The sequence below is a fragment of the Bifidobacterium sp. FKU genome, assembly GCF_026016385.1.
In the GTDB taxonomy this organism is placed as follows: Bacteria; Actinomycetota; Actinomycetes; order Actinomycetales; family Bifidobacteriaceae; genus Bifidobacterium; species Bifidobacterium infantis.
The window spans coordinates 1,296,134-1,319,791 of sequence record NZ_CP092888.1 but is presented as its reverse complement, the minus strand read 5'-3'; the positions used below and the strand labels follow the sequence as shown (position 1 = coordinate 1,319,791).

20 protein-coding genes are annotated in these 23,658 nt (G+C 62.1%); 7 read left to right on the top strand and 13 right to left on the bottom strand.

What is annotated here, in order from left to right; genetic code table 11:
- The first annotated feature begins 9 nt into the window (after positions 1-9).
- The 4 genes from MMB48_RS05825 to MMB48_RS05810 all read left to right on the top strand — a co-directional run bounded on the left by MMB48_RS05825 (position 10) and on the right by MMB48_RS05810 (position 2,653).
- Positions 10-675, top strand: a complete 666-nt coding sequence (locus MMB48_RS05825; protein ID WP_050496248.1) for a hypothetical protein — start codon at positions 10-12, stop codon at positions 673-675.
- A 31-nt stretch (positions 676-706) separates the two neighbouring features.
- A complete protein-coding gene (locus tag MMB48_RS05820) occupies positions 707-1,093 on the top strand; it encodes a hypothetical protein (protein WP_230581228.1) in 387 nt (128 codons plus the stop codon).
- Between the two features lie 63 nt (positions 1,094-1,156).
- Positions 1,157-2,263: a GH25 family lysozyme gene (locus tag MMB48_RS05815; protein WP_032744135.1), complete on the top strand. Its 1,107-nt coding sequence runs from the start codon at positions 1,157-1,159 to the stop codon at positions 2,261-2,263.
- A 78-nt stretch (positions 2,264-2,341) separates the two neighbouring features.
- The gene (locus MMB48_RS05810) at positions 2,342-2,653 is read left to right on the top strand and encodes a phage holin (RefSeq protein ID WP_080714758.1); all 312 of its coding nucleotides are present in this window, start codon (positions 2,342-2,344) and stop codon (positions 2,651-2,653) included.
- Positions 2,654-2,885: 232 nt separating this feature from the next.
- On the opposite strand, the gene dnaJ is transcribed toward MMB48_RS05810, so the two are convergent.
- Both dnaJ and hrcA read right to left on the bottom strand, forming a co-directional pair.
- Positions 2,886-4,031, bottom strand: coding sequence for a molecular chaperone DnaJ (dnaJ, locus tag MMB48_RS05805; RefSeq protein ID WP_012577446.1), 1,146 nt, complete (start codon positions 4,029-4,031; stop codon positions 2,886-2,888).
- A 55-nt stretch (positions 4,032-4,086) separates the two neighbouring features.
- The gene (hrcA, locus tag MMB48_RS05800; protein ID WP_012577445.1) at positions 4,087-5,205 is read right to left on the bottom strand and encodes a heat-inducible transcriptional repressor HrcA; all 1,119 of its coding nucleotides are present in this window, start codon (positions 5,203-5,205) and stop codon (positions 4,087-4,089) included.
- Between the two features lie 372 nt (positions 5,206-5,577).
- On the opposite strand from hrcA, the gene tkt reads away from it, so the two are divergent.
- From tkt to brnQ, 3 genes are all read left to right on the top strand, one after another.
- Complete coding sequence (gene tkt, locus MMB48_RS05795; RefSeq protein WP_032744136.1) at positions 5,578-7,686, top strand: transketolase; 2,109 nt, start codon at positions 5,578-5,580, stop codon at positions 7,684-7,686.
- Between the two features lie 172 nt (positions 7,687-7,858).
- Positions 7,859-8,962, top strand: a complete 1,104-nt coding sequence (tal, locus tag MMB48_RS05790; RefSeq protein ID WP_012577443.1) for a transaldolase — start codon at positions 7,859-7,861, stop codon at positions 8,960-8,962.
- Positions 8,963-9,147: 185 nt separating this feature from the next.
- Positions 9,148-10,506, top strand: coding sequence for a branched-chain amino acid transport system II carrier protein (gene brnQ / locus MMB48_RS05785; protein WP_032744138.1), 1,359 nt, complete (start codon positions 9,148-9,150; stop codon positions 10,504-10,506).
- On the opposite strand, the gene MMB48_RS05780 is transcribed toward brnQ, so the two are convergent.
- The 11 genes from MMB48_RS05780 to uvrC all read right to left on the bottom strand — a co-directional run bounded on the left by MMB48_RS05780 (position 10,503) and on the right by uvrC (position 23,560).
- Positions 10,503-11,861, bottom strand: a complete 1,359-nt coding sequence (locus tag MMB48_RS05780) for an MATE family efflux transporter (protein ID WP_012577441.1) — start codon at positions 11,859-11,861, stop codon at positions 10,503-10,505. The two genes, brnQ and MMB48_RS05780, sit on opposite strands and share 4 nt — an antisense overlap.
- Before the next feature lie 3 nt (positions 11,862-11,864).
- Positions 11,865-13,421 carry an aminotransferase class I/II-fold pyridoxal phosphate-dependent enzyme gene (locus MMB48_RS05775; RefSeq protein WP_168928595.1) on the bottom strand — a complete coding sequence of 519 codons (1,557 nt, stop codon included), beginning with the start codon at positions 13,419-13,421 and terminating at the stop codon, positions 11,865-11,867.
- Between the two features lie 110 nt (positions 13,422-13,531).
- Complete coding sequence (locus MMB48_RS05770) at positions 13,532-14,383, bottom strand: HAD family hydrolase (protein ID WP_050496249.1); 852 nt, start codon at positions 14,381-14,383, stop codon at positions 13,532-13,534.
- Entirely contained in the window at positions 14,380-15,330 is a 951-nt protein-coding gene (locus tag MMB48_RS05765) for an L-lactate dehydrogenase (RefSeq protein ID WP_032744139.1), read from the bottom strand. Before MMB48_RS05765 ends, MMB48_RS05770 begins: the two co-directional genes overlap by 4 nt.
- Positions 15,331-15,431: 101 nt before the next feature.
- The gene (gene secG / locus MMB48_RS05760; protein ID WP_003829342.1) at positions 15,432-15,680 is read right to left on the bottom strand and encodes a preprotein translocase subunit SecG; all 249 of its coding nucleotides are present in this window, start codon (positions 15,678-15,680) and stop codon (positions 15,432-15,434) included.
- Between the two features lie 63 nt (positions 15,681-15,743).
- Entirely contained in the window at positions 15,744-16,547 is an 804-nt protein-coding gene (gene tpiA, locus MMB48_RS05755; RefSeq protein WP_032744140.1) for a triose-phosphate isomerase, read from the bottom strand.
- 57 nt (positions 16,548-16,604) lie between these two features.
- Positions 16,605-17,810, bottom strand: coding sequence for a phosphoglycerate kinase (locus tag MMB48_RS05750; RefSeq protein WP_012577436.1), 1,206 nt, complete (start codon positions 17,808-17,810; stop codon positions 16,605-16,607).
- A 168-nt stretch (positions 17,811-17,978) separates the two neighbouring features.
- On the bottom strand, positions 17,979-18,929 hold the full coding sequence (whiA, locus tag MMB48_RS05745; protein WP_012577435.1) for a DNA-binding protein WhiA: 951 nt from the start codon (positions 18,927-18,929) through the stop codon (positions 17,979-17,981).
- Between the two features lie 198 nt (positions 18,930-19,127).
- Positions 19,128-20,114 carry an RNase adapter RapZ gene (gene rapZ / locus MMB48_RS05740; RefSeq protein ID WP_032744141.1) on the bottom strand — a complete coding sequence of 329 codons (987 nt, stop codon included), beginning with the start codon at positions 20,112-20,114 and terminating at the stop codon, positions 19,128-19,130.
- Positions 20,114-21,085 (bottom strand): shikimate dehydrogenase family protein, encoded by a 972-nt coding sequence (locus MMB48_RS05735; protein WP_032744142.1) that lies wholly within the window; start codon positions 21,083-21,085, stop codon positions 20,114-20,116. Before MMB48_RS05735 ends, rapZ begins: the two co-directional genes overlap by 1 nt.
- Positions 21,086-21,193: 108 nt before the next feature.
- On the bottom strand, positions 21,194-23,560 hold the full coding sequence (gene uvrC / locus MMB48_RS05730) for an excinuclease ABC subunit UvrC (RefSeq protein ID WP_032744143.1): 2,367 nt from the start codon (positions 23,558-23,560) through the stop codon (positions 21,194-21,196).
- Between the last annotated feature and the right edge of the window lie 98 nt (positions 23,561-23,658).

Sequence of the window (23,658 nt, the reverse complement as noted above, 5' to 3'; positions counted from 1 at the left end):
GATAACCGTATGGGCGACCCTGCTGATCGCGATATTGGGCGCGGCGGCACGGGAACATTCGTCGCGTGGCTGCTCAAACGCCTCGACCGCAGGAGCATGACCATAACCCGGCAGGAGCTCGACGACGCGCTGGCCGACCCCGCCACCATCAGGACCCTGCAAGCCAAACTGGACCGCGACTGGGAGCGGCTGGAGAACGCGGAGGACAGCCTCAACGAGCTCCAGCTCAACCAGCTGCGCACGGAACTGTTCGCCCACACCAGCGCACCCAGCACGAACGCCAATTGGAGGCCGGCAAGCGATACTGCGACCTGGGCGGCAACGGGACGGGCACGCGCGCTACGAGGCGTTCAGACAGGACTACCTGCGCCGCGAAACCCGGAAAAAGACGAAAATCCTGGAGGCACACCAATGAATCTTCCCGAAGGCCTGCCCGCCTGGACGTACATCATCGTGGCCGCACTGACCGTGGTATCGAACATCGCCACCGCCCTGTGGGGCGACCGGAAAGGCAGGGAGCGCGACCGGGCCACGCGCGGGGAGATCACCAACAACCACGACAAACCCCTCAGGGACGACCTCGACGAGAAGAACCGGAGCGTGCTCGACGTGCTCGACAGCATCGCCACACCCAACGCGCTGCCCGGCCACACCATGCCACTGCAAAACAATTAGCGAAAGGAAAGAAGGCCATGACTTGACCGAGATGATACCCGTATGGGCAGCGATCCTGGTCTCCGTGATCACCACGTGCGGCGGCACGGTCTCCGGATGGATACTGCGCCGCATCGACCAAGCGGGCAAACCGGACCCGGCCTTGTCGCAAAGGCTCGATCAGGTGGACGCGAGCCTGACCCAGCTCGACCAGCGGCTCGACCCACTGCAGGATGGGGTGAAAACCATGCTCCTGTGCAAATTGGAGCAGATGCAGCGTGAGATGGTCGCCGCGGGCGGTATCGCCGACAACGACCTCAAAACCCGCGCCGAAGGCGTGTACGCCACCTACCACGCGCTTGGTGGCAACGGGCACGGCACCCAAGTCAATCAGGACATACAGGACGCGCCGATAGCGCCGAGAAAACCAAAGGCTTAGCCCTCGCCGATTCCGGCGGGGGCTATTTTCATGCCCACCCATCACATAGGAAGGAAAACGAATTTGGGCAAGTTCAAAAACAAAAGCAAGCCGCTACAGGCCCTCATCGCGGCACTGTTCGCCGTGCTGCTCGCGTCCGCGCCGGCGACCGCGCACGCGGACATGCAGGGCGTGGACATGAGCAACTGGCAGTGCGGCGCGGACGTGTATAACATGCAGGCCGATTTCGTCGTGGTCGGCACCACATGGGGCACCGGACAGGTCAACAACAACTGCCTCGTGTCCGGTGTGAACACCGACGCCAACCGCATGATCGCCCAGGCGCAGGCGTCCGGCAAACGGTTCGGCCTCTACCACTACGCCATGGGCGGCAACCCCGAAGCCGAGGCCCAGTTCTTCTACCGGAACACGTCGAACTACTGGCGTCACGGCATCGTCGCCCTCGACTGGGAGATGGACGACAACCCCGCATGGGGCAATTGGGACTGGGTACGCCGCTTCATGGGTGAATGCGAACGGCTCTCGGGCGGCGTCAAGCCGCTGCTCTACACCGGCCCCGTGGCCGGCACCATCCCCGGCGACATCCGCAGCAACTACGGCCTGTGGATCGCCCAGTACGCCAACATGAGCCCGACCGGCTATCAGGCCAATCCGTGGATGATCGGCGCATACGGTGAGGCCATGCGCCAGTACTCAGGTACTGGTGTGGTCAACACGTGGAGTCCCATCGACCTCAACGTGTTCCGTGGCGAGGCATGGCAGTGGGACCTGTACGCCAACCCGGCCGGCGGCTCCACGCCTCCGGCCACACCGGCCGCGCCCGTGCAGCCGAACAACCCCCAGCCCACTCCCAGCACGGGTGGCATCAGCCACGTCATGCAGTGGGGCGAGACCATCTGGGGACTCGCCGTAGCGTATAACGCGTGGCCGTTGTCCATGTGGCACACGCCATCCGGTGATATCAACCGCTACTACGTGGGCGATGTCGTCACCTACGGCGGCGGCTCTACTGCCACCCCCGCACCGTCCACCGGGGTCTCCAAGGTCCTCCAGTGGGGCGACACCGTGTGGGAGTTCGCCACGTCCCACGGCTACAGCGTCTCCCAGTGTTCGGTCCCCAGCGGCAACATCAACGTCTACTACGTGGGCGACACGGTGACCTGCCGCTAACCCAAACCGATGCCGTCATCCGCATGACCGGGTGACGGCATCACCCACCATCATCATCCTTTTTTGATCGGAGCAAACATGACCGACAGCAAAACCCCGGCCGACACCGGCGAAACACTCCCCGGCATCGACACGGGCGACTGGCCCGAAACCGCCGACGTCACCCATGACGTGCCCGACTGGCTCATCCCCAGCCGCGTCTACGATGTGCTCAAATGGCTCGGCCTCATCGTCCTGCCAGCACTCGCCGTGTTCGTCAACACGGTCGGCCCCGCATGGGGCTGGCCCCACGTGGACGCCATCGTGACCACCCTCAACGCGCTCGGCATCCTCGCCGGCACGCTCATCGGCGTCAGCGCCATCAAACAACGCCTCGACCGCGCCGCATAACCACACATAGTTCGGCCCCGTCCGGCATCGCAGACAGCTCGCACAGAGCTTGACTGCTGCCGGACGGGGCTGATTTCGCGTTGTGGCAGAGGGCTTCGCGGGCTCGATTTCTGCCCACATTTTGCCCACATTTTCCGTAAAAACAGGTTAAAAACCGTTAAAACCGGTTAAAACGGAAAAAGCCGCTCAGCCCTACTCCCGCAAGGCAAAGCGGCCATTTTCCAACCCGTTCTCAGCTCAGTGCGTCTTTTAACTTGCTGAAGAAGCCTTTCTTTTGGCCAGCCTGTGGACGGGATGCCTGGGAGACGTGCGTGGCGCCTGAATCGTGCGAGGCGGCGAACTGTTCGATGAGGCCGCGCTCGGTTTCGTTGAGCTTGGTGGGAATCAGCACATTGACGTGGGCGATGAGGTTGCCACGCTCGTCCTTGTTGCGGATGTTCGTGACGCCCAGTCCCTTCAGCGTCACCGTATCCTCAGGTTGGCAGCCGGCCGGGATGGACACGGTCTTCTCACCGTCAAACGTGTTAATGGACAGATCGTGGCCGAGCACGGCCCAGCTCATCGGCACCTGAATCCAGCAGTGCAGGTCGTCGCCATCGCGAGTGAACTGCTTATCCGCTTTGATGCGAATGTCGATGTACAGGTCGCCGGCAGCGCCGCCGCCCTCACCCACTTCGCCCTGGTTGGCCAAGCGTAGACGCGCGTTGTCGTTGATGCCGGCGGGCACGGTGACGCCCACGGTACGTGTGGTACGCACACGGCCGTGGCCCATGCAGCTGGGGCAGGGGTTCTGGATGATGGTACCGTGGCCCTCGCAACGTTCGCAGGGGGCGGAGGTCATCATCTGGCCGAGCATGGTGCGCACGACCTTCTGCATGAATCCCTGGCCGTGGCAGTCGGGGCAGGTGACCGGCTGCGCGCCGCCCTGGGCACCGGAGCCACCGCACTCCTGACACAGGGAGAACGTATTGATCTTGACATGCGCGGTGCCGCCGAACACGGCGGTCTTCAGGTCGATGGACGCGGAGGCTAGGGCGTCGCGGCCGGGCTGGGTACGCGGCACCGGGCCCTGTGAGCCACCACCGAACGCGGAACCGAAGAACGTGGAGAACACGTCGCTCATGTCGCCGAAGCCCGCCCCGGAGAAGCCGCCGGCACCGGCGTTCGGATCGTTCGGGTCGACGCCCGAATCATACATGCGGCGCTTGTCCGGATTGGACAGCACATCGTAGGCGTTGTTCACTTCCTTGAACTTGTCCTCGAACTCAGGGCCCGCGATGTCGGGGTGGTACTTACGGCTGAGCTTGCGGTATGCCTTCTTGATCTCGTCGTCACTGGCGCCGCGTTCCACACCCAGCGTCTCGTAATAATCTGCCACTTGATTGATCCTTTGTGTTCGTTTGGTCTGCGGGTCATTGTGCCACAGACGGCGGTCAGTCTTGGGTCCGGCCTTCGGAGAGGAAGGCGGTCAAATATCTGGCTACGGCCCTGACGGCGGCCATAGTGGCCGCATAGTCCATGTGGGTCGGCCCTATGGAGCCAACGAAGGCGATAGGTTCCATGTCGTTCGTCTGGCTCTCCGTCTCGGATTCGGTTTCGGGTTCGCCTACGGGATCGTTCCCCGCCGGTTCGCCCGCCTCACCGCTGCGCCCATAGCCACTGCTGACCACGGAAGCATGCAGTAGGCCGGGGGTGTGCATTTCGGAGCCGATGGCCACGCCCACGCCGGATGCATTCGTCTCCTCGCTCAGGTTGCTCATGAGCTTCATCAGCACGACCTGTTCTTCCAGCGCGTCGAAGAGCGGGGCCAGATCGGTCAGGGACCGGGAGTGGGCCAGGTGCGAGGTGCCGGACATGTACAGTTCGTTCGCACGTTCGTCCAATGCCATCGATTCGAAGGCGTCGGCCAGCGCGTCGGCCACGCCGCGCACCGACTCGTAGCCGGCGCTGGCGGCGATGGATCGCACGGTCTCCGCGGATTTCGATAGGGACAGTCCGACACATTGTTCGTTGACGGTGTTGGAGAGCCGGTTGATCTCGTCCACGGCGGGCATGGATGCGATGGTCAGGCCGTGCTGGGCCACGCGGCCGGTGTCGGTAATCACCACCGCGAGCAACGTGGTCATGGCAACGGGCACCATCTCCACATGCCGCAATGTGGCCTTGGCCAGCGATGGCGAGGTGACTACGGCCACTTGACCGGTGATTTCGGACAAGAGTCGTGCCGAACGCTGCAGCGCGTCCTTGAGGCTCACCGATCCGGACAGGAAGCTGTTGATGCCGCGGCGTTGCGCCTCGCTGAGCGGCACCACGGTAGCAAGTCGGTCCACAAAGTATCGATAGCCCTTTTCGGTGGGCACACGACCGGCCGAAGTGTGCGGCTGAATCAGATAGCCTTCGTCCTCCAGAGCGGCCATGTCGTTACGGATGGTGGCCGAACTGACGCCGAGATCATGGTCGCGCGTCAGCGAAGTGGAGCCCACGGGCTCCTGAGAACGGATGTAATCCTCCACCACGGCGCGCAGCACCAGCATGCGTCTTGATTGCGTCATGCGCGCCTCCTCATATATATACATTTCATATCAGTCACGGTTCACTCAGGGCGTACCCCCGACGGTCGGTTCGCCACGCCGCGACACGCGGGAACCCAGAAATATTGCCTCTTTCTTGGCTCCGTCACGTGCAGGTGGCGCACTTCACCCTAGAACATTGTATTAGCACTCCTTAGGCTTGAGTGCTAATGCGTTCGTTTGCAGCGTAGCAATGTTCACTGTGAACGCTAACAGAACACAAACTACCAAAACACGCCAAAATTGCACCACAACGTCGTAAACCGACGGTAGCATGGTAATCGCAATGTGAGGGCGTCAAGCGCCCGGCACAAGCCGGATACGCGGCCCGACCAATTGGAAGGAAAGTAATCCATGACCGAATTCAAGGAGACCGAGCTCGACGAGCGCGCCATCAAGATGGCGAAGGTCCTTTCGGCTGACGCGGTTGAGAAGGCGGGCTCCGGCCACCCCGGCTCCCCCGTCTCCCTGGTGCCCGTCGCCTACACGCTGTACCAGCACTTCATCAAGCACGATCCGAATGATCCCAACTGGGAAGGCCGCGATCGCTTCATCCTTTCCGGTGGCCACGCCTCCCTCACCCAGTACGTCCAGCTGTACTTCTCCGGTTACGGCGTGACCTTGGACGACCTCAAGAGCTTCCGTGGCAGCGCGGCCACCCGCACCCCGGGCCACCCGGAGTACGGCCTGACCCCGGGCATCGAAATGACCACCGGCCCTCTGGGTCAGGGCTTCGCCTCCGCCATCGGCTTCGCCTACGGCGAGCGTTTCCAGCGCGGTCTGCTTGACCCGGAGACCCCGAAGGAAGATTCCCCGTTCTACCACAAGATCTGGGCCATCTGCGGCGAAGGCGACATCGAGGAGGGCATCTCCGGCGAGGCCGCTTCCCTGGCCGCCAACCAGAAGCTCGGCAACCTGACCGTGATCTTCGACGCCAACCGCATCCAGATCGAAGGCGACACCAACCTGGTGCTGGCCGAGGACGTGCTCAAGCGCTTCCAGGCCTACGGCTGGTACACCGATGAGTTCAGCTTCATCCAGCCCGACGGCTCCTACAAGGAGGACATCGAAGGCCTGGCCGACGTCATCGCCAAGGCCGAGAAGGCCGCTCCGGACCAGCCGAAGCTCATCAAGGTCCACTCCCTGATCGCCTGGCCGACCCCGGGCAAGACCAACGACCCGTCCTCCCACGGCTCCAAGCTGGGCGCCGAGGCCGTCGCCGGCCTCAAGAAGCTCCTCGGCTACGATCCGGAGGAGTCCTTCCACGTCGACGAAGAAGCCCTGGCCCACGCCCGCAAGGTCGCCGATCGCGGCCTGGAGGCCCACAAGGCCTGGGACGAGAAGTTCGACGCCTGGCGCAAGGCCAACCCGGACAAGGCCGCCCTGTACGACCGCCTGAAGGCCGGCGAGCTGCCGGAAGGCTTCGATAAGGCCCTGGACGACCTTGAGGCCACCTTCGAAGTCGGCAAGAACGTCGCCACCCGCGGCGCCTCCGGCTCCGTGCTCAACGCCATCGCCGCCGTCATGCCGGAACTCTGGGGCGGCTCCGCCGACCTCGGCGGCTCCAACAAGACCGACCTCAAGGGCGCTGCAACCTTCGCCCCGGCCGAGTGCGCCACCGTTCAGTGGCCGAACTGCAACGAGTTCGGCCGCCAGCTGCACTTCGGCGTGCGTGAGTTCGCCATGGGCTGCATCACCAACGGCATCCTGCTTGGTTCGCACACCCGTCCGTTCGGCGGTACCTTCTTCATGTTCTCCGACTACGAGCGTTCCGCCGTCCGTCTGGCCGCCCTCATGCAGATCCCGAACCTGTACATCTGGTCCCACGACTCCGTCGCCGTCGGCGAGGACGGCCCGACCCATCAGCCGGTCGAGCACCTGGCCTCCTTCCGCGCGATTCCTCAGCTTGAGGTCATTCGCCCGGCCGACGCCTTCGAGACCGCCGAGGCCTACCGCTACTTCTTCGAGAAGAAGAACACGCTGCCCGGCGCCATGATCCTGACCCGTCAGGGCGTCCCGGTGCTCGCCGAGACCGCCGCCAAGGCCAAGGAAGGCGTTCGCAAGGGCGCCTACGTGCTCGTGGACACCGAGGGCACCCCGGACGTCATCCTCATGGCTTCCGGCTCCGAGGTCCAGTGGGCCGTGGCCGCCGCCAAGACCCTGGCCGGCGAGGGCGTCAAGGCCCGCGTGGTGTCCGTGCCGTCCCTCGAATGGTTCGAGGAGCAGGACGCCGAGTACAAGGAGGCCGTGCTGCCGGCCGCCGTCAAGGCCCGCGTCTCCGTCGAGGCCGGCGTCGCCATGCCGTGGTACAAGTACCTCGGCTCCTACGGCAAGCCCGTCTCCATCGAGCAGTTCGGCCTGCAGGGCGATGGCGCTCAGAACATGATCGACCTTGGCATCACCGCCGAGCACGTCGTGGAAGCCGCCAAGGCCTCTATCGCCGAAGCCGAAGCCGCCAAGTGAGCAACTAAGCAATAATTCAATAATTGTTGGCTCCCCTCCCTGAGGGGAGCTGTCAGGCGAAAGCCTGACTGAGGGGAGCAATGCTTGAGCCCACTCCCCTCAGTCCGTGTTACGGGCAGCTCCCCTCTCCCAGGAGAGGGGAGCCTAGGGCTTGAATCCAAGGAGAAAATAAATGACTGAAGCAACTCAGCGCACGTCCGACAACGGCGTTTCCATCTGGCTGGACGACCTGTCCCGCTCCCGCATCGAGTCCGGCTCCCTGCAGGACCTCATCGCCAACAAGAACGTGGTCGGCGTCACCACCAACCCGTCCATCTTCCAGAAGGCCCTGAGCCAGGTCGGCCCGTACGACGCTCAGCTCAAGGAGCTCGGCAAGGTTGACGTTGAGACCGCTGTCCGCGAGCTCACCACCACCGATGTGCGCAACGCCACCGACATCTTCCGCGAGATCGCCGAGGCTACCGACTTCGTCGACGGCCGTGTCTCCATCGAGGTCGATCCCCGTCTGGCCCACGACACCGAGAACACCGCCAAGCAGGCTGTGGAACTCTGGGAGAAGGTCAACCGTCCGAACGCCATGATCAAGATTCCGGCAACCCTCGAAGGCCTGCCGGCGATCACCGCCACCCTGGCCAAGGGCATCTCCGTGAACGTCACCCTGATCTTCTCGCTCGAGCGTTACGAGCAGGTCATCGACGCCTTCATCGAGGGCATCGCCCAGGCTGACGCCAACGGCCACGACCTGAAGCACATCGGCTCCGTCGCCTCCTTCTTCGTCTCCCGCGTGGACAGCGCCGTCGACAAGCTGCTGGAAGCCAACGGCTCCGACGAAGCCAAGGCCCTCGAGGGCAAGGCCGCCGTGGCCAACGCCCGTCTGGCCTACGAGCTCTTCGAGAAGAAGTTCGCCGAGGATCCGCGTTGGGCCGCCTTGGCCGCCAAGGGCGCCAAGGTCCAGCGTCCGCTGTGGGCCTCCACCGGCACCAAGAACGCCGCCTACTCTGACTGCAAGTACGTTGACGAGCTGGTCGCCAAGCACATCGTCAACACCATGCCGGAGAAGACCCTGAACGCTCTTGCCGACCACGGCAACGGCGCTCCGTCCATCGAGGGCACCTTCGAGGAGTCCCACGCCGTCATCAACAAGCTGGCTGAGCTGGGCATCAACCTCAAGGACGTCACCGACAAGCTGGAGGCCGACGGTGTCGCCGCCTTCATCAAGTCCTGGGATTCCGTGCTGGCCGACGTCCAGTCCGGCATCGACCGCGTGAACGCCTGAGCCGCGACGCCGGCGCGTGATTGACGTGCCGGATTGACGGTTCGATAAGCCCCGACCCCAACCGGTCGGGGCTTATGCGTATCCTCTGCGAGGGTGCCCCCGGAAGGGAGACCCGTCATGCACGGGCCTGGGGACAATCCGATGCCATAGTGCTACGGACACAAGGGAGAAAGGTGTTTTCCGCAATGAACAAGCTTGTCGCGCGCCAACGGTTGGTGATGACATTTACCTTCTTTTCGATGTTCTTCGGGGCGGGCAACCTGATCTTCCCTCCATTCGTTGGCGCGCAGGCCGGATCGGCGACCATGCCGGCAGCCGTCGGCTTCATCGTCTCCGCGGTCGGATTGCCGATTCTCGGCGTCCTCGCGGTCACCTTCGCAGGGGGATTCGATGGGCTCGCCCGACGGGTCTCCCCCGGATTCGCCCTGTTTCTTGGTGTGGCGATCATGCTTACCATCGGCCCCTGCTTTGCGATTCCGCGCACGGCTACCACGTCATTCGAGATGATGGTGTCGCCTTTCGTGCCGGCTTCCTACGGCTGGCTCGCGCAACTCATCTACTCGTGCGTGTTCTTCGCATTGGCCTTCCTGTTCGCCCAGCATCCCGAGAAACTCTCCAAGGTGCTTGGACGCTTCATGGGACCGCTGCTGCTGGTGCTGATCGCCATCCTGTTCGTCGCATGCCTGGTACACGGCATCGGCACGCCGGCCAAACCGATGGGCGACTACTTCGCCAATCAGGTGACGCGAGGCTTCCTCGACGGCTACCAGACCATGGATCTGCTCGCCGCGCTGTACTTCGGCATCGTGATCTCCGCGAACATCCGCGCCCAGCACATCGATGACGAGATCCAAGTGCAGAAGGAGACCGCATACGCCGGTCTTGGCACCGGCGTTCTGCTCATCGTGATCTATGGAGCGCTGAGTTATGTGGGAGCGGTATCCGGTGCCATCAGCGCCATCGACCCGGCAAAGGACACGGGCGCGACCGTGCTCACCAACCTCACCTCGTCCCTGTTCGGCACCTTCGGCACCGCGTTCCTCGGTATCGTGTTCGTCATAGCCTGCCTCAACGTGTGCACCGGGCTGATCTGCACCTGCGCCACCTATTTCCACGCCAGATTCCGCTCCATCGCGGGACGAACACCGAGCTACCGCACGTGGCAGGTCATCTTCACCGTGTTCAGCTTCATCGTCTCCAACGCCGGACTGAGCGCGATCATCAAGGTCTCCGTGCCGGTACTGTCCGCATTGTATCCGATCGCCATCGTACTGGTGCTGCTCGCGCTCACCCATACCATGCTCGGCGCCCGGTTCCCGCGCGTCTATTTCTGGACCGTGCTGCTGGTGGCCGTCACCTCCTTCGCCACCTGCGTCTCCAGCTTGGCCGTCGTGTTCGGCGGCGACATCGCCTGGCTGGATGCCGCGCTGGCCGCACTGCCTTTGCAGCAGTACCAGCTCGGCTGGATCCTACCCGCCGTCATCGGCGTCATTGCCGGCATCGTCGACAAGCGGCGCGTCACGCCTGCCGGCCGCGACATCTAGACCAGATTCCGTCGAATCCTGCGGTAGGTGATGAGGAACAGCAGACCGGCCACCATGCCCGAGGTGGCGTCGGAGATGGGTTCGGCGATGAAGATGCCATCGACGCCGAGCCAATGCGGCAACAGCAATGCGAGCGGTACAAGCAGGATGACCTTGCGGAAGACGGCCAGGAACACCGACTGTCCGGCCTGGCCCATGCCGACGAATGCGCATTGCGCGCCCAGCTGGATGCCGAAGACGCCCCAGCCGCATACGAAGATCGGCATCATGCGGGTCACGATGTCGATGACCGTCTGTTCCGTGGTGAACCATGATGCGAAGAATCCCGGGAATGCGGCAAGCACCGACACCAACGCCGTGGCGGAGGCGATCTGCGTGACGAAGGCCATGCGAATCGCCTGCCGGACGCGCCGCATATTACGGGCGCCGAAGTTGAACCCTATGATCGGCTGGATGCCCTGCTGAAAACCGCCGGTCAGTACACCCACGACCTGTATCAGCGACGTGATGATGGTGATAGAGGTGACGTAATCATCACCGCCGTACCGCTGCAGACCGACATTGAACACCACATTGATCAGACATTCCGTGATCTGCATGATGAAGGGCGCCAGACCAAGCGTCAACACGGGAATGATGATCCGGTCGATTCGGATGTTCGCCGGGCGCAGGCGAATGGCGCTGCGCCCCGAGGAAAGGAACAGCACGATCCATACCGTCGAAATCAGTTGTGCGATCACATTCGCGGCGGCCGCTCCCCTGACGCCCCATCCGAAAACGAAAATGAACACGGGATCGAGAACCATGGACGCACCGGTGCCGATGAGCACCGAGACCATGGCCACCGTGGTCTTGCCCTGCGCCGAGATGAAGCTGTTCAGCCCGAGCGTCAACTGCACGAAAACGGTGCCGATCAGGTAGATGGTGATGAAATCGGTCGCGTAGGCGATGGTCGCGTCGCTGGCGCCGAAGGCATAGAGGATCGGCCGTTTCACCGACTGCAGCACCGCGGTGAGGGTCAGGGCTATGACGACGAGGAACGCCGTGCTGGTACCGAGGATGCGCTCGGCCTTCTTGAAGTTGCCGCGACCGAGTTCAATGGAGGCGCGCGGCGCGCCGCCGGCGCCGATCAGCGAGGCGAAGGCGGTGACGGCCAACAGAATCGGGAAACAGATGCCGACTCCCGTCATCGCCGCATTGCCGACTTCGGGGATATGCCCTATGAACATCCGGTCGATGATCGTGTACGAGGCGTTCGCCGCCTGCGCCACGATGGCGGGGAACGACATGGTGAGAGCCAGACGGGGCACCGGCGTGACGCCCAGCCCTGAATCGAGTGCGTCTGTATGCGCCATGGGTCAGTTCTGCCGGTAGTAGCTGAAGAAGTCGGCGAGCTCCTCCATGGTTTCGTGCAGCATGCCTATGCGCGGCAGGTACACCACACGGAAGTGGTCGGGATGCCGCCAGTTGAACGCACCACCATGGCTGATGAGGATGTGCTTGTCATGCAGCAGATCGAGCGCGAACTGCTCATCCGAGTGAATGTTGAACCGCTTGACGTCGATCTTCGGGAAGATGTAGAACGCGGCCTTGGGCTTGACGGCGCTGATGCCAGGGATGGCGTTGAGCATGTCGTAGACGAGATCGCGCTGGTCATACACGCGGCCGCCGGGAACGAGATAGTCCTTGACGCTCTGGTGTCCGCCGAGCGCGGTCTGCACCACGGACTGGGCGGGCACGTTCGAGCACATGCGCATGTTGGCGAGCATGTTGAGGCCTTCGATGTAGTCCTTGGCGATGCGCTTGTTGCCGGACAGAATCATCCAGCCGATGCGGTAGCCGGCGATCATGTGCGACTTCGACAGGCCGGAAAAGGTCACGCAGAACAGGTCCGGGGCCATCGAGGCGATGGAGACGTGCTGCAGGCCGTCCATGACGAGACGGTCGTAGATCTCGTCGGAGAAGATGATGAGCTGGTGTTCGCGTGCGATGTCGACGATCTGCTGGAGCACTTCCTTTGGGTAAAGTGCGCCGGTGGGGTTGTTCGGGTTGATGATGACGATTGCTTTGGTGTTGGCGGTGATCTTGGATCGGATGTCGTCGATGTCCGGATACCATTCGGACTGTTCGTCGCACAGGTAGTGCACGGCGGTGCCGCCGGCCAGGTTCACGCAGGCGGTCCACAGCGGGTAGTCCGGGGAGGGCACGAGCACTTCGTCGCCGGTGTCGAGCAGCGCGGACATGGACAGGTTGATGAGCTCGCTGACGCCGTTGCCGGTGTAGATGTCGTCGATGGTGACGTTCGGGATGTTCTTCAGCTGCGCGTACTGCATGATGGCCTTGCGTGCGGAGAACAGGCCCTTGGACGGCGAGTAGCCTTCGGTGTCGGTGAGCTGGTGGGCCATGTCGTAGACGACTTCGTCCGGCGTGCGGAAGCCGAAGGGTGCCGGATTGCCGATGTTCAATTTCAGGATGTGGGTGCCGTTGGCCTCCATGCGCATCGCCTCGTCGGCGACCGGGCCGCGCACGTCGTAGAGCACGTTGTCAAGCTTGTGTGATTTGCCGAAGGTGCGGCGGCGGCCCATGGGAATCTCGCTGTCCGTATGGGGCTTGGCGGCATCCGTGGCAAGCGTTGTGGCGGCGTGTTCGACGTCCGTGACGCTGTTGGAGGCGTCCGAGTTCAATTGCGTGGTGGATTCCTCGCCGCGCAGCCAGTTCGCGTCGACGTCCAGTTCGCTGGCCAGGAATTCGAGCACGTCCTCGCGGGGCATGGTCTTGCCGGCCACGTATTGGCTGATGTGGCTCTTGCCCATCTTTACGCCACGATGTTCGGCGGCGTGCACCAAATCGACCTGCTTCAGTCCCCTGCTGTTCATCGCATTGCGCAGACGTTCCGCAAACACCGATACGCTCATATCCTTATGCCTCCAACCGGGAGTTCAATTTATCTTTTGAACAACGGTTCAAAGCATACTCCCGGTTCAACACAAGTTCAATTTTGGCGTGTTCTCGAGTCTCGACCGGTTCAGCCCAACTGCGCTTCAATCCATTGGGCGACGCCGTCCTCGTTGTTGGACGGGCAGATCTCGTCGGCGATGGACAACACCTTGGGGTTCGCGTTGGCCACGGCCACACCCCGGCCGGATTCGCTCATCATGTTGATATCGATGAGGTCGTCGCCGAAGGCGGCGGTCTGTTCGAGCGGCACGTCCAGTCGCTCGCACAGCAGGTGCAGCGCGTGCTCCTTGTTGGCCTGCGGGTTCATGAGCATCCACATCACGCCTTCGCTGATGGAGATGTCGAAGTCCGGCGGAATCAGCGCACGCAGCTCGTTCCACTGTTCAGGCTCGGGGAAGATGGTGATCTTGTCCGCCACGCCTTCGGGCACGTCGTGGAAGTTCGTGTATTGGAAGGCCTGAGTTTTCCAATACACGCGCACATCGAAGTTGGTGTAGCGCACGTCGTTCATCACGATGCCGAGCTTCAGGCCGGGCATGCGATCGAGCAGGAACAGACAGACTTCGCAGGCACGCCGTGAGGAGAAGCCAATCTTGATCAAATGGTTCTCATCGGCCGGCGTGGCACCTGAGGTGAGCAGGTCGAAGTCGGAGTGGGCCGGGTCGAAATCGATGAGGGCGCCGTTCAGATAGATTACGGCGTCCACCGGCAGTTTTTCGGCGAACTGGAGACCGGTACTCACCGGCCGCGCGGTGGCGATGGCGAATTTCAGTCCAGCATCGTGCGCGCGGTTGATGGTGTCGATGCTGCGCTGGGTGATGAACCGGTCCTCGAATACCTCGGCGTCGTGCAGCAACGTGCCGTCGAGGTCGGCGACCAGCAGTCGGGGTTGTTTCGGTGTGATGGCGTCGAGAATCACAGTAGCCCCTCGCAGTGTACACGCACGAGTTCGGCGGAATGGTGCAGTTTGGCCCGCTCGTCCTCGCTCAGATCGAGTTCGACGATCTCGTTGGCACCATTGGCCCGCAGTTCAGTGGGGACGCCGAGAAACACGTCATGTTCGCCGTATTCGCCGTCCAGCAGGGTGGAGACGGGCACGATACGGCGTTCGTCCCACAGGATGGTCTGCACGATGCCGGCCACGGTGGAGGCGATGCCGAAGTTGGTGCCGCCCTTGGCCGCGACGATCTCATCGCCACGGGTGCGGGTCTTCTCTTCGATTTCGGTGGTGGACACGGAGGCGAAACGGTCTTGGTTGTCGGCTAGGAAACGGGCGAATGGCTTGCCGCCGAGCGAGACGGTGGACCATGCGGTGAACTGGGAGTCGCCGTGCTCGCCCATCACGAAGCCGCCCACGTTGCGCGGGTCAAGGCCGGTCTCTTCGCCGATGATGGTCTTGAGACGCGAGGTGTCGAGCGCAGTGCCGGTACCGAGCACCTGGGTGCGAGGCAGACCGGAACGTTTCCAGGCATACCAAGCCATCACGTCGACCGGGTTGGAGACCATGACAATCACGCCATCAAAGCCGGAGGCCATGACGTTGTCGACCACTTCGCCCACAAGACCCACGGTGAAGCCGAGTTCGGCCATGCGGTTGGAGTTGGCCGGCGGCTTGCGGCCCACGGTGATGACGACGATGTCCGCGTCCTTGCAGTCGGCGTAGTCGCCGGCGCGCACCTTGACGTGGCGGTCTTGGAATTCGCTGCCATCATCGAGGTCGCGGGCCTCCCCCAGGGCCTTGGCGGCGGAACGGTCGATGAGCACAAGCTCATTGCACAGGCCGTGCGTGACGATGCCGAAGGCGGCGGTGGCACCGACCTGGCCGGTGCCGACGATAACGACTTTGTTGCGGTTCATAGTGACCATGGTGATGTCCTTTCGTAATACTCGATAGAACGCATACGACCCATGACCGACGGTAACGGTCATGGGTCGCGAGCGACAAGTCTATATGGCGTGCAAGCCGATCAGCCGAGGTTGAACTTGGTCATCATGTCGAGGCCGATGATCAAGGCCACCCACACCAGAGCGATGATAACGGTCCAACGGTTCAGGTTCTTTTCGGCGACACCGGAAGTACCGGCGTTCTGGGTCAGACCGCCGCCGAACATGTCGGACAAACCGCCGCCCTTGCCCTTGTGCATAAGGATGAGCAGGGTCAGCACGAAGCTGAGCAGCACGACGATGACTTGCAGCGTGATCTTAAGAGCGGTCACAGGGTACCTCCGGATTGATTGGACTGTTGACCAGCATAGCGCACACACGGGAAAACCGTGGTATTAGTTCCGTGATTTCATGGATTTAAGTGCCAATCGAGCGATCTTGGCGAGTTCCTCAACATCCAAGGCCGCCCCTCCGATCAGGAAGCCGTCAACGTCGGGCTGGGAAATGAGTTCCGCCGCATTTTTCGAGGTGACCGATCCGCCGTACAGGATACGTACGCTATCGGATACCTTCGTGCCAAAGGTGGTCTTCAAATCGTTGCGGATGGCGTTTGCGGCATCCTGGGCGGATTGCGGAGTGGCCACCATGCCGGTGCCAATGGCCCAGACAGGTTCGTAGGCCACGATGAGTTCGGCGGCTTGTTCTTCGTTGAGATCGCGGGTGACGTCTCGTACCTGGCCCACGGCGAAATCGAGTTCAATGCCTTGACGTCGTTCCTCGAAGCTTTCGCCGACGCACAAAATCGGCTGCATGCCGGCGGCGAACACGGCACGTACCTGATCGACGATATTGGCGTCATCTTCAGGATGGTATTTGCGGCGTTCGGAGTGGCCGACGATGACGTATGAGCAGCCGAGATGGGCGATCATGTCCGCGGACACATCGCCGGTGAAGGCACCTTGGGTGGTCACGGAAACGGATTGTGCGCCGTAGGCGACATGGAGCTTGTCGGCTTCGACCAGCACCTGTACGCTGCGCAATGACGTGAACGAGGGGAAAAGCGCGACTTCGCAGCGTTTGAAGTCGAAGTGAGCGTCACGCAACAGCCATACCAGCTTCTGCACGAAGTAAGTGGCTTCAAGATGGTCGAAATTCATCTTCCAGTTGCCGGCCACCAACGGAATGCGTTTGGACGCCATATGTTTCCCTTCTAAAAAATACGTAGCTCCCCTCAAGGAGGGGAGCTAGAAAATGGATTACTCAAGCACCTTCAGGCCAGGGAGCTCCTTGCCTTCGAGGAACTCGAGGGAAGCGCCACCACCGGTGGAGATGTGGGAGAAGCCGTCCTCCGGGAAGCCGAGGTTGCGCACGGCGGAGGCGGAGTCGCCGCCACCGACGATGGTGAACGCACCGGCTGCGGTGGCGTCGACCAGACCCTGGGCCACGGCCTTGGTGCCGGCGGCGAACTCAGGAACCTCGAACACGCCCATCGGGCCGTTCCACACGACGGTCTTGGAGTCGACGATCTTGTCGTGGAAGAGCTTCTGGGACTCCGGGCCGATGTCCAGACCCATCTTGTCGGCCGGGATGGCGTCGGCGGCAACGACTTCCGGAGCAACCGGGGTGTCACCGGCCGGGAAGCCGGCGTTCACGACGACGTCGGTCGGCAGCACGAGCTCAACGCCGTTCTTCTCGGCGGTCTCGATGTAGCCCTTGACCTTCTCAAGCTGGTCCTCTTCAAGCAGGGAGGTGCCGACCTCGTAGCCCTTGGCCTTGAGGAAGGTGAACACCATGCCGCCGCCGATGACCAGACGGTTGGCCTTGTCGAGCAGGTTCTCGATGACGCCGAGCTTGTCGGAGACCTTGGAACCGCCGAGCACCACGGTGAACGGACGCTCCGGGTTCTCGGTGGCCTTGGACAGGGCCTTGACTTCCTTCTCGACCAGCAGGCCTGCGGCGGCCGGCAGATCGGCGGCAACGTCGTAGTTGGAGCCCTGGGCGCGGTGGACCACGCCGAAGCCATCGGAAACGAAGGCCTCGCCGAGGGCGGCGATCTTCTTGGCGTAAGCGGCGCGTTCGTCGGCGTCCTTGGAGGTCTCCTCCGGGTTGAAACGAACGTTCTCAAGCAGCACAACGTCGCCATCGTTCATGGCGGCGACCTTGGCCTGAGCGTCCTCGCCGTAGGTGTCCTTGGCCAGCGGCACGTTGGTGCCGAGCAGCTCGCCGAGGCGGGCGGCAACCGGGGCCAGGCTCAGCTCAGGAACGACCTTGCCCTTCGGGCGGCCAAGGTGGGCCATGAGGATGACCTTGGCGCCTTCTTCGCGCAGGGTCTTGATGGTCGGCAGAGCAGCCTTGATTCGACCGTCATCGGTGATGGTGGTGCCGTCCAGCGGAACATTGAAATCAGCGCGAACCAGAACGCGCTTGCCCTTGAGATCTCCAAGGTCCTTGAGTGTCTTCATGAATATCCTTTCCTTGACGAATCGCACGTCAAAGTGGCCAATTTTGCCACTTTGCATATTACAGGCATTCCGGAACAAAACACCGCATTCGTCTACTGACTGAATGCGGTGTTTTGTTCTGTTGTTGTCGCGTTCTGCCGAATAGGCACGGCAAATCGGATTGTCGGGTTACTTGCCTTCGGCTGCTCGAGCCTTCTCCGTCTTCTCGGCAAGCTGAAGCAGTCGGCGAATTCGTCCGGCAATCGCATCCTTGGTGATCTGCGGTTCGGCGATCTTGCCGAGCTCCTCGAGGCTCTTGTCCACGTGATCGATGCGCAGCTGGCCGGCCTGACGGAGGTTGTCCGGAATGTTATCGCCGAGTACTTCGAATGCATGCTGCACTTTTTCGCTGGCTTCGGCGGCGGCCTTGGCGGAACGGCGCATATTGGCGTCATCGAAGTTGGCCAGACGATTGGCCTTGCCGCGGGCCTCGCCATCGGAGCGCTTGCCGGTCCATTCGCGGGCCGAACGGGTGGCGCCCATGAGCTTGAGCATGCGTTCGATGGCGTCGGGATCCTTGAGGGTCACGCGCTCGGAGCTGCGCAGCGTGCGATGCTTGGCCTGGATGCCGAGACGACGGGCCACGCCACACAGGGCCATGGCGGCCTCTTCCGTAGGGCAAGCGATTTCCAGGAAGCTGGCCTTACCGGGATCGGATAGGAAGCCACGGGCCATGAAGGCGCCGCGCCATGCCGCTTTGATTTGGGCGATGGATCCGTTGACCACTTCAGACGGCAGTCCACGGACCTGCTGCTTGCGGCGGTCGACCAGTCCGGTCTGCAAAGCCAAGGCCACTACGTTGCGGGTGACGAGCACCACGTAGGTCTCGACAGGGCCGTTCGGGGTCTGACGGGTGAGGTGGTTGATCTCGGCTTCGTGCCCGAACGTGTTCCTCAACGTGTTCTTCAGCCATTCTGCAACGTCAAGCGAGGTGAATACGGCTTGGATAACGTATGTATTCTGCACCGGTCGAAGACCGCCGCCAAAACGGATCATGGCCGCAGCTTGGGCCTTGATCGCGGCTGGCGAATCGCCTTCAAAGGCCGCCAACTCGCTTTTGACATCGTCCAGAAGAGCCAAGATCTACCTCCTACAGTCCCGTTCTTCTCAATGCTTCAGGCGCTTCGTGCCGTTATTTGCTGTCACACGGTCGGAAGCCATCGGCTTTCTGTGATACCTAATCTGGTGGACAAGCGAACCCGTTTGATACGTATTATGGGCTTTGCTTTCTCGCAGTGTGGTCACCGAACGCTTGCCCGATGACCGCTCGACGCCTGCTTACGATGAGTGACGCTTGTGCTGTTCTCTCGCGGAAACGGTTACGTTGAGCCCATGTGCGCGTAAGCGGCGAGCCAGCTCCTCGCTCATCGCCACCGACCGGTGCTGGCCACCGGTGCAGCCGACGGCGATGGTTACGTAGTGCTTGTCTTCCTGGGCGTATCCTTCCAACGCAATCTCGATAGCTTTCTCATAAGCGTCGAGAAATTCCTTGGCACCCTTGCTGGAAAGCACGTAGTCGGCGACCGGCTTGTCGTGACCGGTAAGCTCGCGCAGGTTGGGCACCCAGAACGGGTTGGGCAGAAAACGCACGTCGGCCACGAAATCGGCGTCGATGGGCATGCCGTATTTGAAGCCGAAGCTGAAGATGTGTACCGCCACGGTGGTGGGGCCTGAACCGAGCATCGTCTCGTAGAGTTTGGTGGACAGCTGGTGGATGCTCAGGGAGCTGGTGTCGATGACCCAGTCGGCTCGCTCCTTGAGGTCTTCCAGTAGGTGACGTTCCTCAAGGATGCCGTCGATCAGTCGGTTGCCGTGCTGCAGCGGGTGCGGGCGGCGCACGGATTCATAGCGCTTGATGAGCACTTCGTTGCTGGCGTCGAGGAACAGAATATGGGTTTTGACGCCGAGATCATCCAGATGGCCGAGCACGGCGGCCAGCTCGTCGAAATAGCTGGAGCGCACGTCGATGACGGCGGCAAGCTTGTGGACGCCCGACCCCGATCCGGAACCGGAGGTGGTCATCATGTCGACAAGCGGGATAAGCAGTTTGGGAGGCAGGTTGTCGACCACATACCATCCCATGTCTTCCACGCAGTCAGCGGCATGAGAGCGGCCTGCGCCGGACATACCGGTGATGAGCAGCACTTCGAAGGCATCAAGCGGGGTCGGCTGGTTGTCCGGAGTCGATGTGGATGTCGCGGAATTCGCCGGCGCATTCGTGGCGGCCGCCTCTCCGGTATCGAGGATTGTTGTCTGTTGACTCATTACAGTGCCTCCTCAAGAGCTTTGCGCATCGCGATCTCCAGCTGGTCGTCTTCGGTGGTGGTGTCCTGCAGACGCTGGTCGGCATCGCTGGGCGGGTCGTCATCCCAGATACCGGTCATCAGCAATACCTGTACGAGAGCTTGGTACAGCAGCATTTCTTCACCGCCGATGGCGTGACCGCCATGAGCGCGCCAGACTTCCATGAGCTTGGTGGGGCGTGGATCGTAGACCACGTCCAGCAGCAGTCCGGAGAATAGCTCGGTTCCGGCATTGGTGAGGGCATCCGCGACGTTGTCGGCCGCATGTCCGGGAATCGTGTTGATGACATAGGTGGCGTTGCGGGCTGCCTCGAGCAGGGCCTGATCGTCGCCTAATTCGATTTCGCTATACGGGTTATGCACGTTGACGAACTTCTCGGCCACTGGTTTAAGCCCGTTGTTTTTTCCGGGGTGGCGGGCGGCGACGATGATATAGCCGATTTCGGGCATCATGCAGCATGCGGCCAACGCCGAAGTGGCGGTGTTGCCATTGCCGATGATCAGCGCGGCGCCGCTTCTCGATGCGGTGTGGTGTTCGCCGAGTTCGCGATTGGCATGGTCGAAGGCGAGTTGGATGCCGATGACATCGGTGTTGTATAGCTTGATGTCTGGCTTGCCGTTCGGCCAAGCGGGATCATCGGTAGCCACGCTCCAATCGAATACCGCGGTATTCGCCACCTTCAGTTCCTTGGCCCACAGATTTTCCGGAACACCGTACGGTTGGATGGCCTTTTTCAACGGCATGGTCAGGCTCAGGCCAGCCCACGTCGAGTCGAGGCCTTTGAGGAAAGCGTCGAGGTCATCTTCCCCCACTTCGTGCTTGTCGTACAGCCAATCGTCGAGTTTCAGCGAACGGTAGGCCGCGTTGTGGAGCACGGGTGACAATGAGTGCGCGACGGGTTTGCCGAGTACAGCGCAACGATGATTGGCCATATCCCCTCCTTGATGTCTGTTCCCATGCTAGCCGACACTTTGCTTCGAATATGTCAACCACAGGCCCCGCAACCGAAAATTCACTCTAGGCTGCTGGACCGGGCCGGCTCACTGCTCGTGCAGCGCGTTGTACAGCGCTTCGGCTTTGGCGTGGCCGATGCCTTTGACCTTCTCGAAGTCCTCGACACTGGCTTCGCGCATGGCTTTGACCGAGCCGAAGTGGTTGAGCAGCCGCTTCTGGTAGCTTTTGCCGATGCCTGGAATCTCGTCGAGCGCGCTGCGCAGGGCGCCTTTGCGCCGCTGTTGGCGGTGGTAGGTGATGGCGAAGCGGTGGGATTCGTCGCGTACACGCTGCAGCAGATACATGCCTTCGGACTGGCGTTTGAGGATGATCGGATAGTCGTCGTCCGGCACCCACACCTCTTCCAAGCGTTTGGCCAGTCCGCAGACGGCCACGTCGTTCACGCCACAGTCCTCGAGCGCCTTGGCGGCGGCCATGACCTGCGGCTTGCCGCCGTCGACCACCACCAGGTTCGGCGTGTAGGCAAAGTGATGCCGGTTTGTGTTCTGCTGGACGATGTCGGGCGAAGTTTCCCGTGTATCGTTCTGCACTCCGACCGGCACCGCGTGCCCCTTGCCACTGATGTCGGAACCGTCCTCACCATTGTCGTTACCGTTCGCAGCGATTGTCTCCGCCGCCACGGCAGTGGTCATCTTGCCGGCGGCCGAGGCCGCGCGCTGTTCCGCGTCGATGCTTTCGCCGGAGTCGCCGGCGATGTTGCCGTGCTTGAAGCGGCGGGTGAGCGTCTCGTAAAGTGCGGACAGATCATCCACCGCGCCTTTGCCGTCCTTGCCTCGGATGGAGAAGCGTCGGTATTCGGATTTCTTGGCGATCGCGTCTTCGAACACCACCATGGAGGACACCTGGAAGGCACCGCCCACAGTGTTCGAAATGTCGTAGCATTCGATGCGCAGCGGGGCTTCCGCGAGTCCCAATGCCTTGGCCACATCGTTCATGGCCTGGGTGCGTGCGCCCATGTCGGAGATGCGGCTCATCTTGCTGCGCTGCAATGCTTGGCTGGCGTTCTCGTTGGCGCGGCCCATGAGCTGCTTCTTGTCGCCTCGCGAGGCCACGCGGATGGTCACCGCTCCCCCGCGCAGATTGGTCAGCCAGCCTTCGAGTTCCTCACGGCGGGCCGGTTCGACGGGCACGATGATTTCGCGCGGTACCGGTGCGATGGGTGCCAGCAGGTCCGCGCGTCCGGTGGTCTCCTGACGGGTGTTGCGTTCTCGGGTGGCCTGGGCGCGTGCCACAGCGTCCGTGGCCGTGATGGTTTGCGTGGAGCCGATGGCCTCGCGATTGGTGGAGATGGTCGCGGCCGACTGGGGGTGATTGTCCCCGGCGGCGTCCGAATACACCTGCACCAGAAGGTCGGCCATCAAGTCGGCGTCATCGATGTCCTCAACTCGTTCGACGCTCCAATTGCGTTCGCCGCGAATCGAGCCGGCGCGCACATAAAAGGCGTGCACTGAGGCTTCGAGCTCGTCGCTGGCGAAGCCGAACACGTCCGCGTCCACATCCTGGTCGAAGACGACGGCGTTCTGTTGCACCACGGTTTCCAGCATTTGGATCTGGTCGCGCAGTCGGGCGGCTTTCTCGAATTCGAGTTCGGCGCTGGCCTCTTTCATGTCACGGGTCAACTGGGCGATGTAGGGCCGTCCGAGTCGTCCGGTCATCACGCCGACCAGCTGTTCGCACAGCCGCCGGTGTTCGTCCGCTTCGATACGGTTCACGCAGGGTGCGGAGCATTTGCCGATGGAGGCGAACAGGCATGGCCGTCCGGTCAGTTGCGCCTTGTGGAATACGTTGGTGGTGCAGGTGCGTACCGGGAACGTGCGCAGCAGCCGGTCAAGGCTGTGCCGCAATTCCCATACTTTGGCATAGGGGCCGAAATACCGGGTATCCCGACGTTTGCGCGACCGAGTGACCCACACGCGCGGAATTCGCTCCCCCGTGCTGACCGCGAGATACGGATAGGTCTTGTCATCGCGGAACTGCACGTTGAACCGTGGGTCGAATTCCTTGATCCACGTGTATTCCAACGTCAGTGATTCCAGTTCGGTGGCGACGACTGTCCACTCCAGACTGCGTGCGGTCAGCACCATGGTCTGCGTGCGCGGATGCAGCAGATACAGCGGCTGGAAATAATTGGTGAGCCTGTTGCGCAGGTTCTTCGCCTTGCCCACATAAATGACGCGCCCTTCCCCGTCGCGCCATTTGTACACACCGGGTTTGGCGGGAATATCCGAGGTCTTGGGTCGGAACAGGTCGCGAGAATCCCCCAGCAAAGGTGCCCCATTCGCATTCACCTTCGCCGTCGTTTCCCCGGCACCCACAGCTACGCTTTCCGGCATTAACGCCGCCGCAGTCTTCCGCCACTCATCCGGACTATGCCGCTCAATATCGTTCGTCATAATCCTCCTCGCTATTAAGCAAAACCAATCATCAGGGATTGGGTGGGTTGGGGTGTGTGTTGCTGGACCGTAAAGACTTGGCCCGAGCGGCCCGGAGC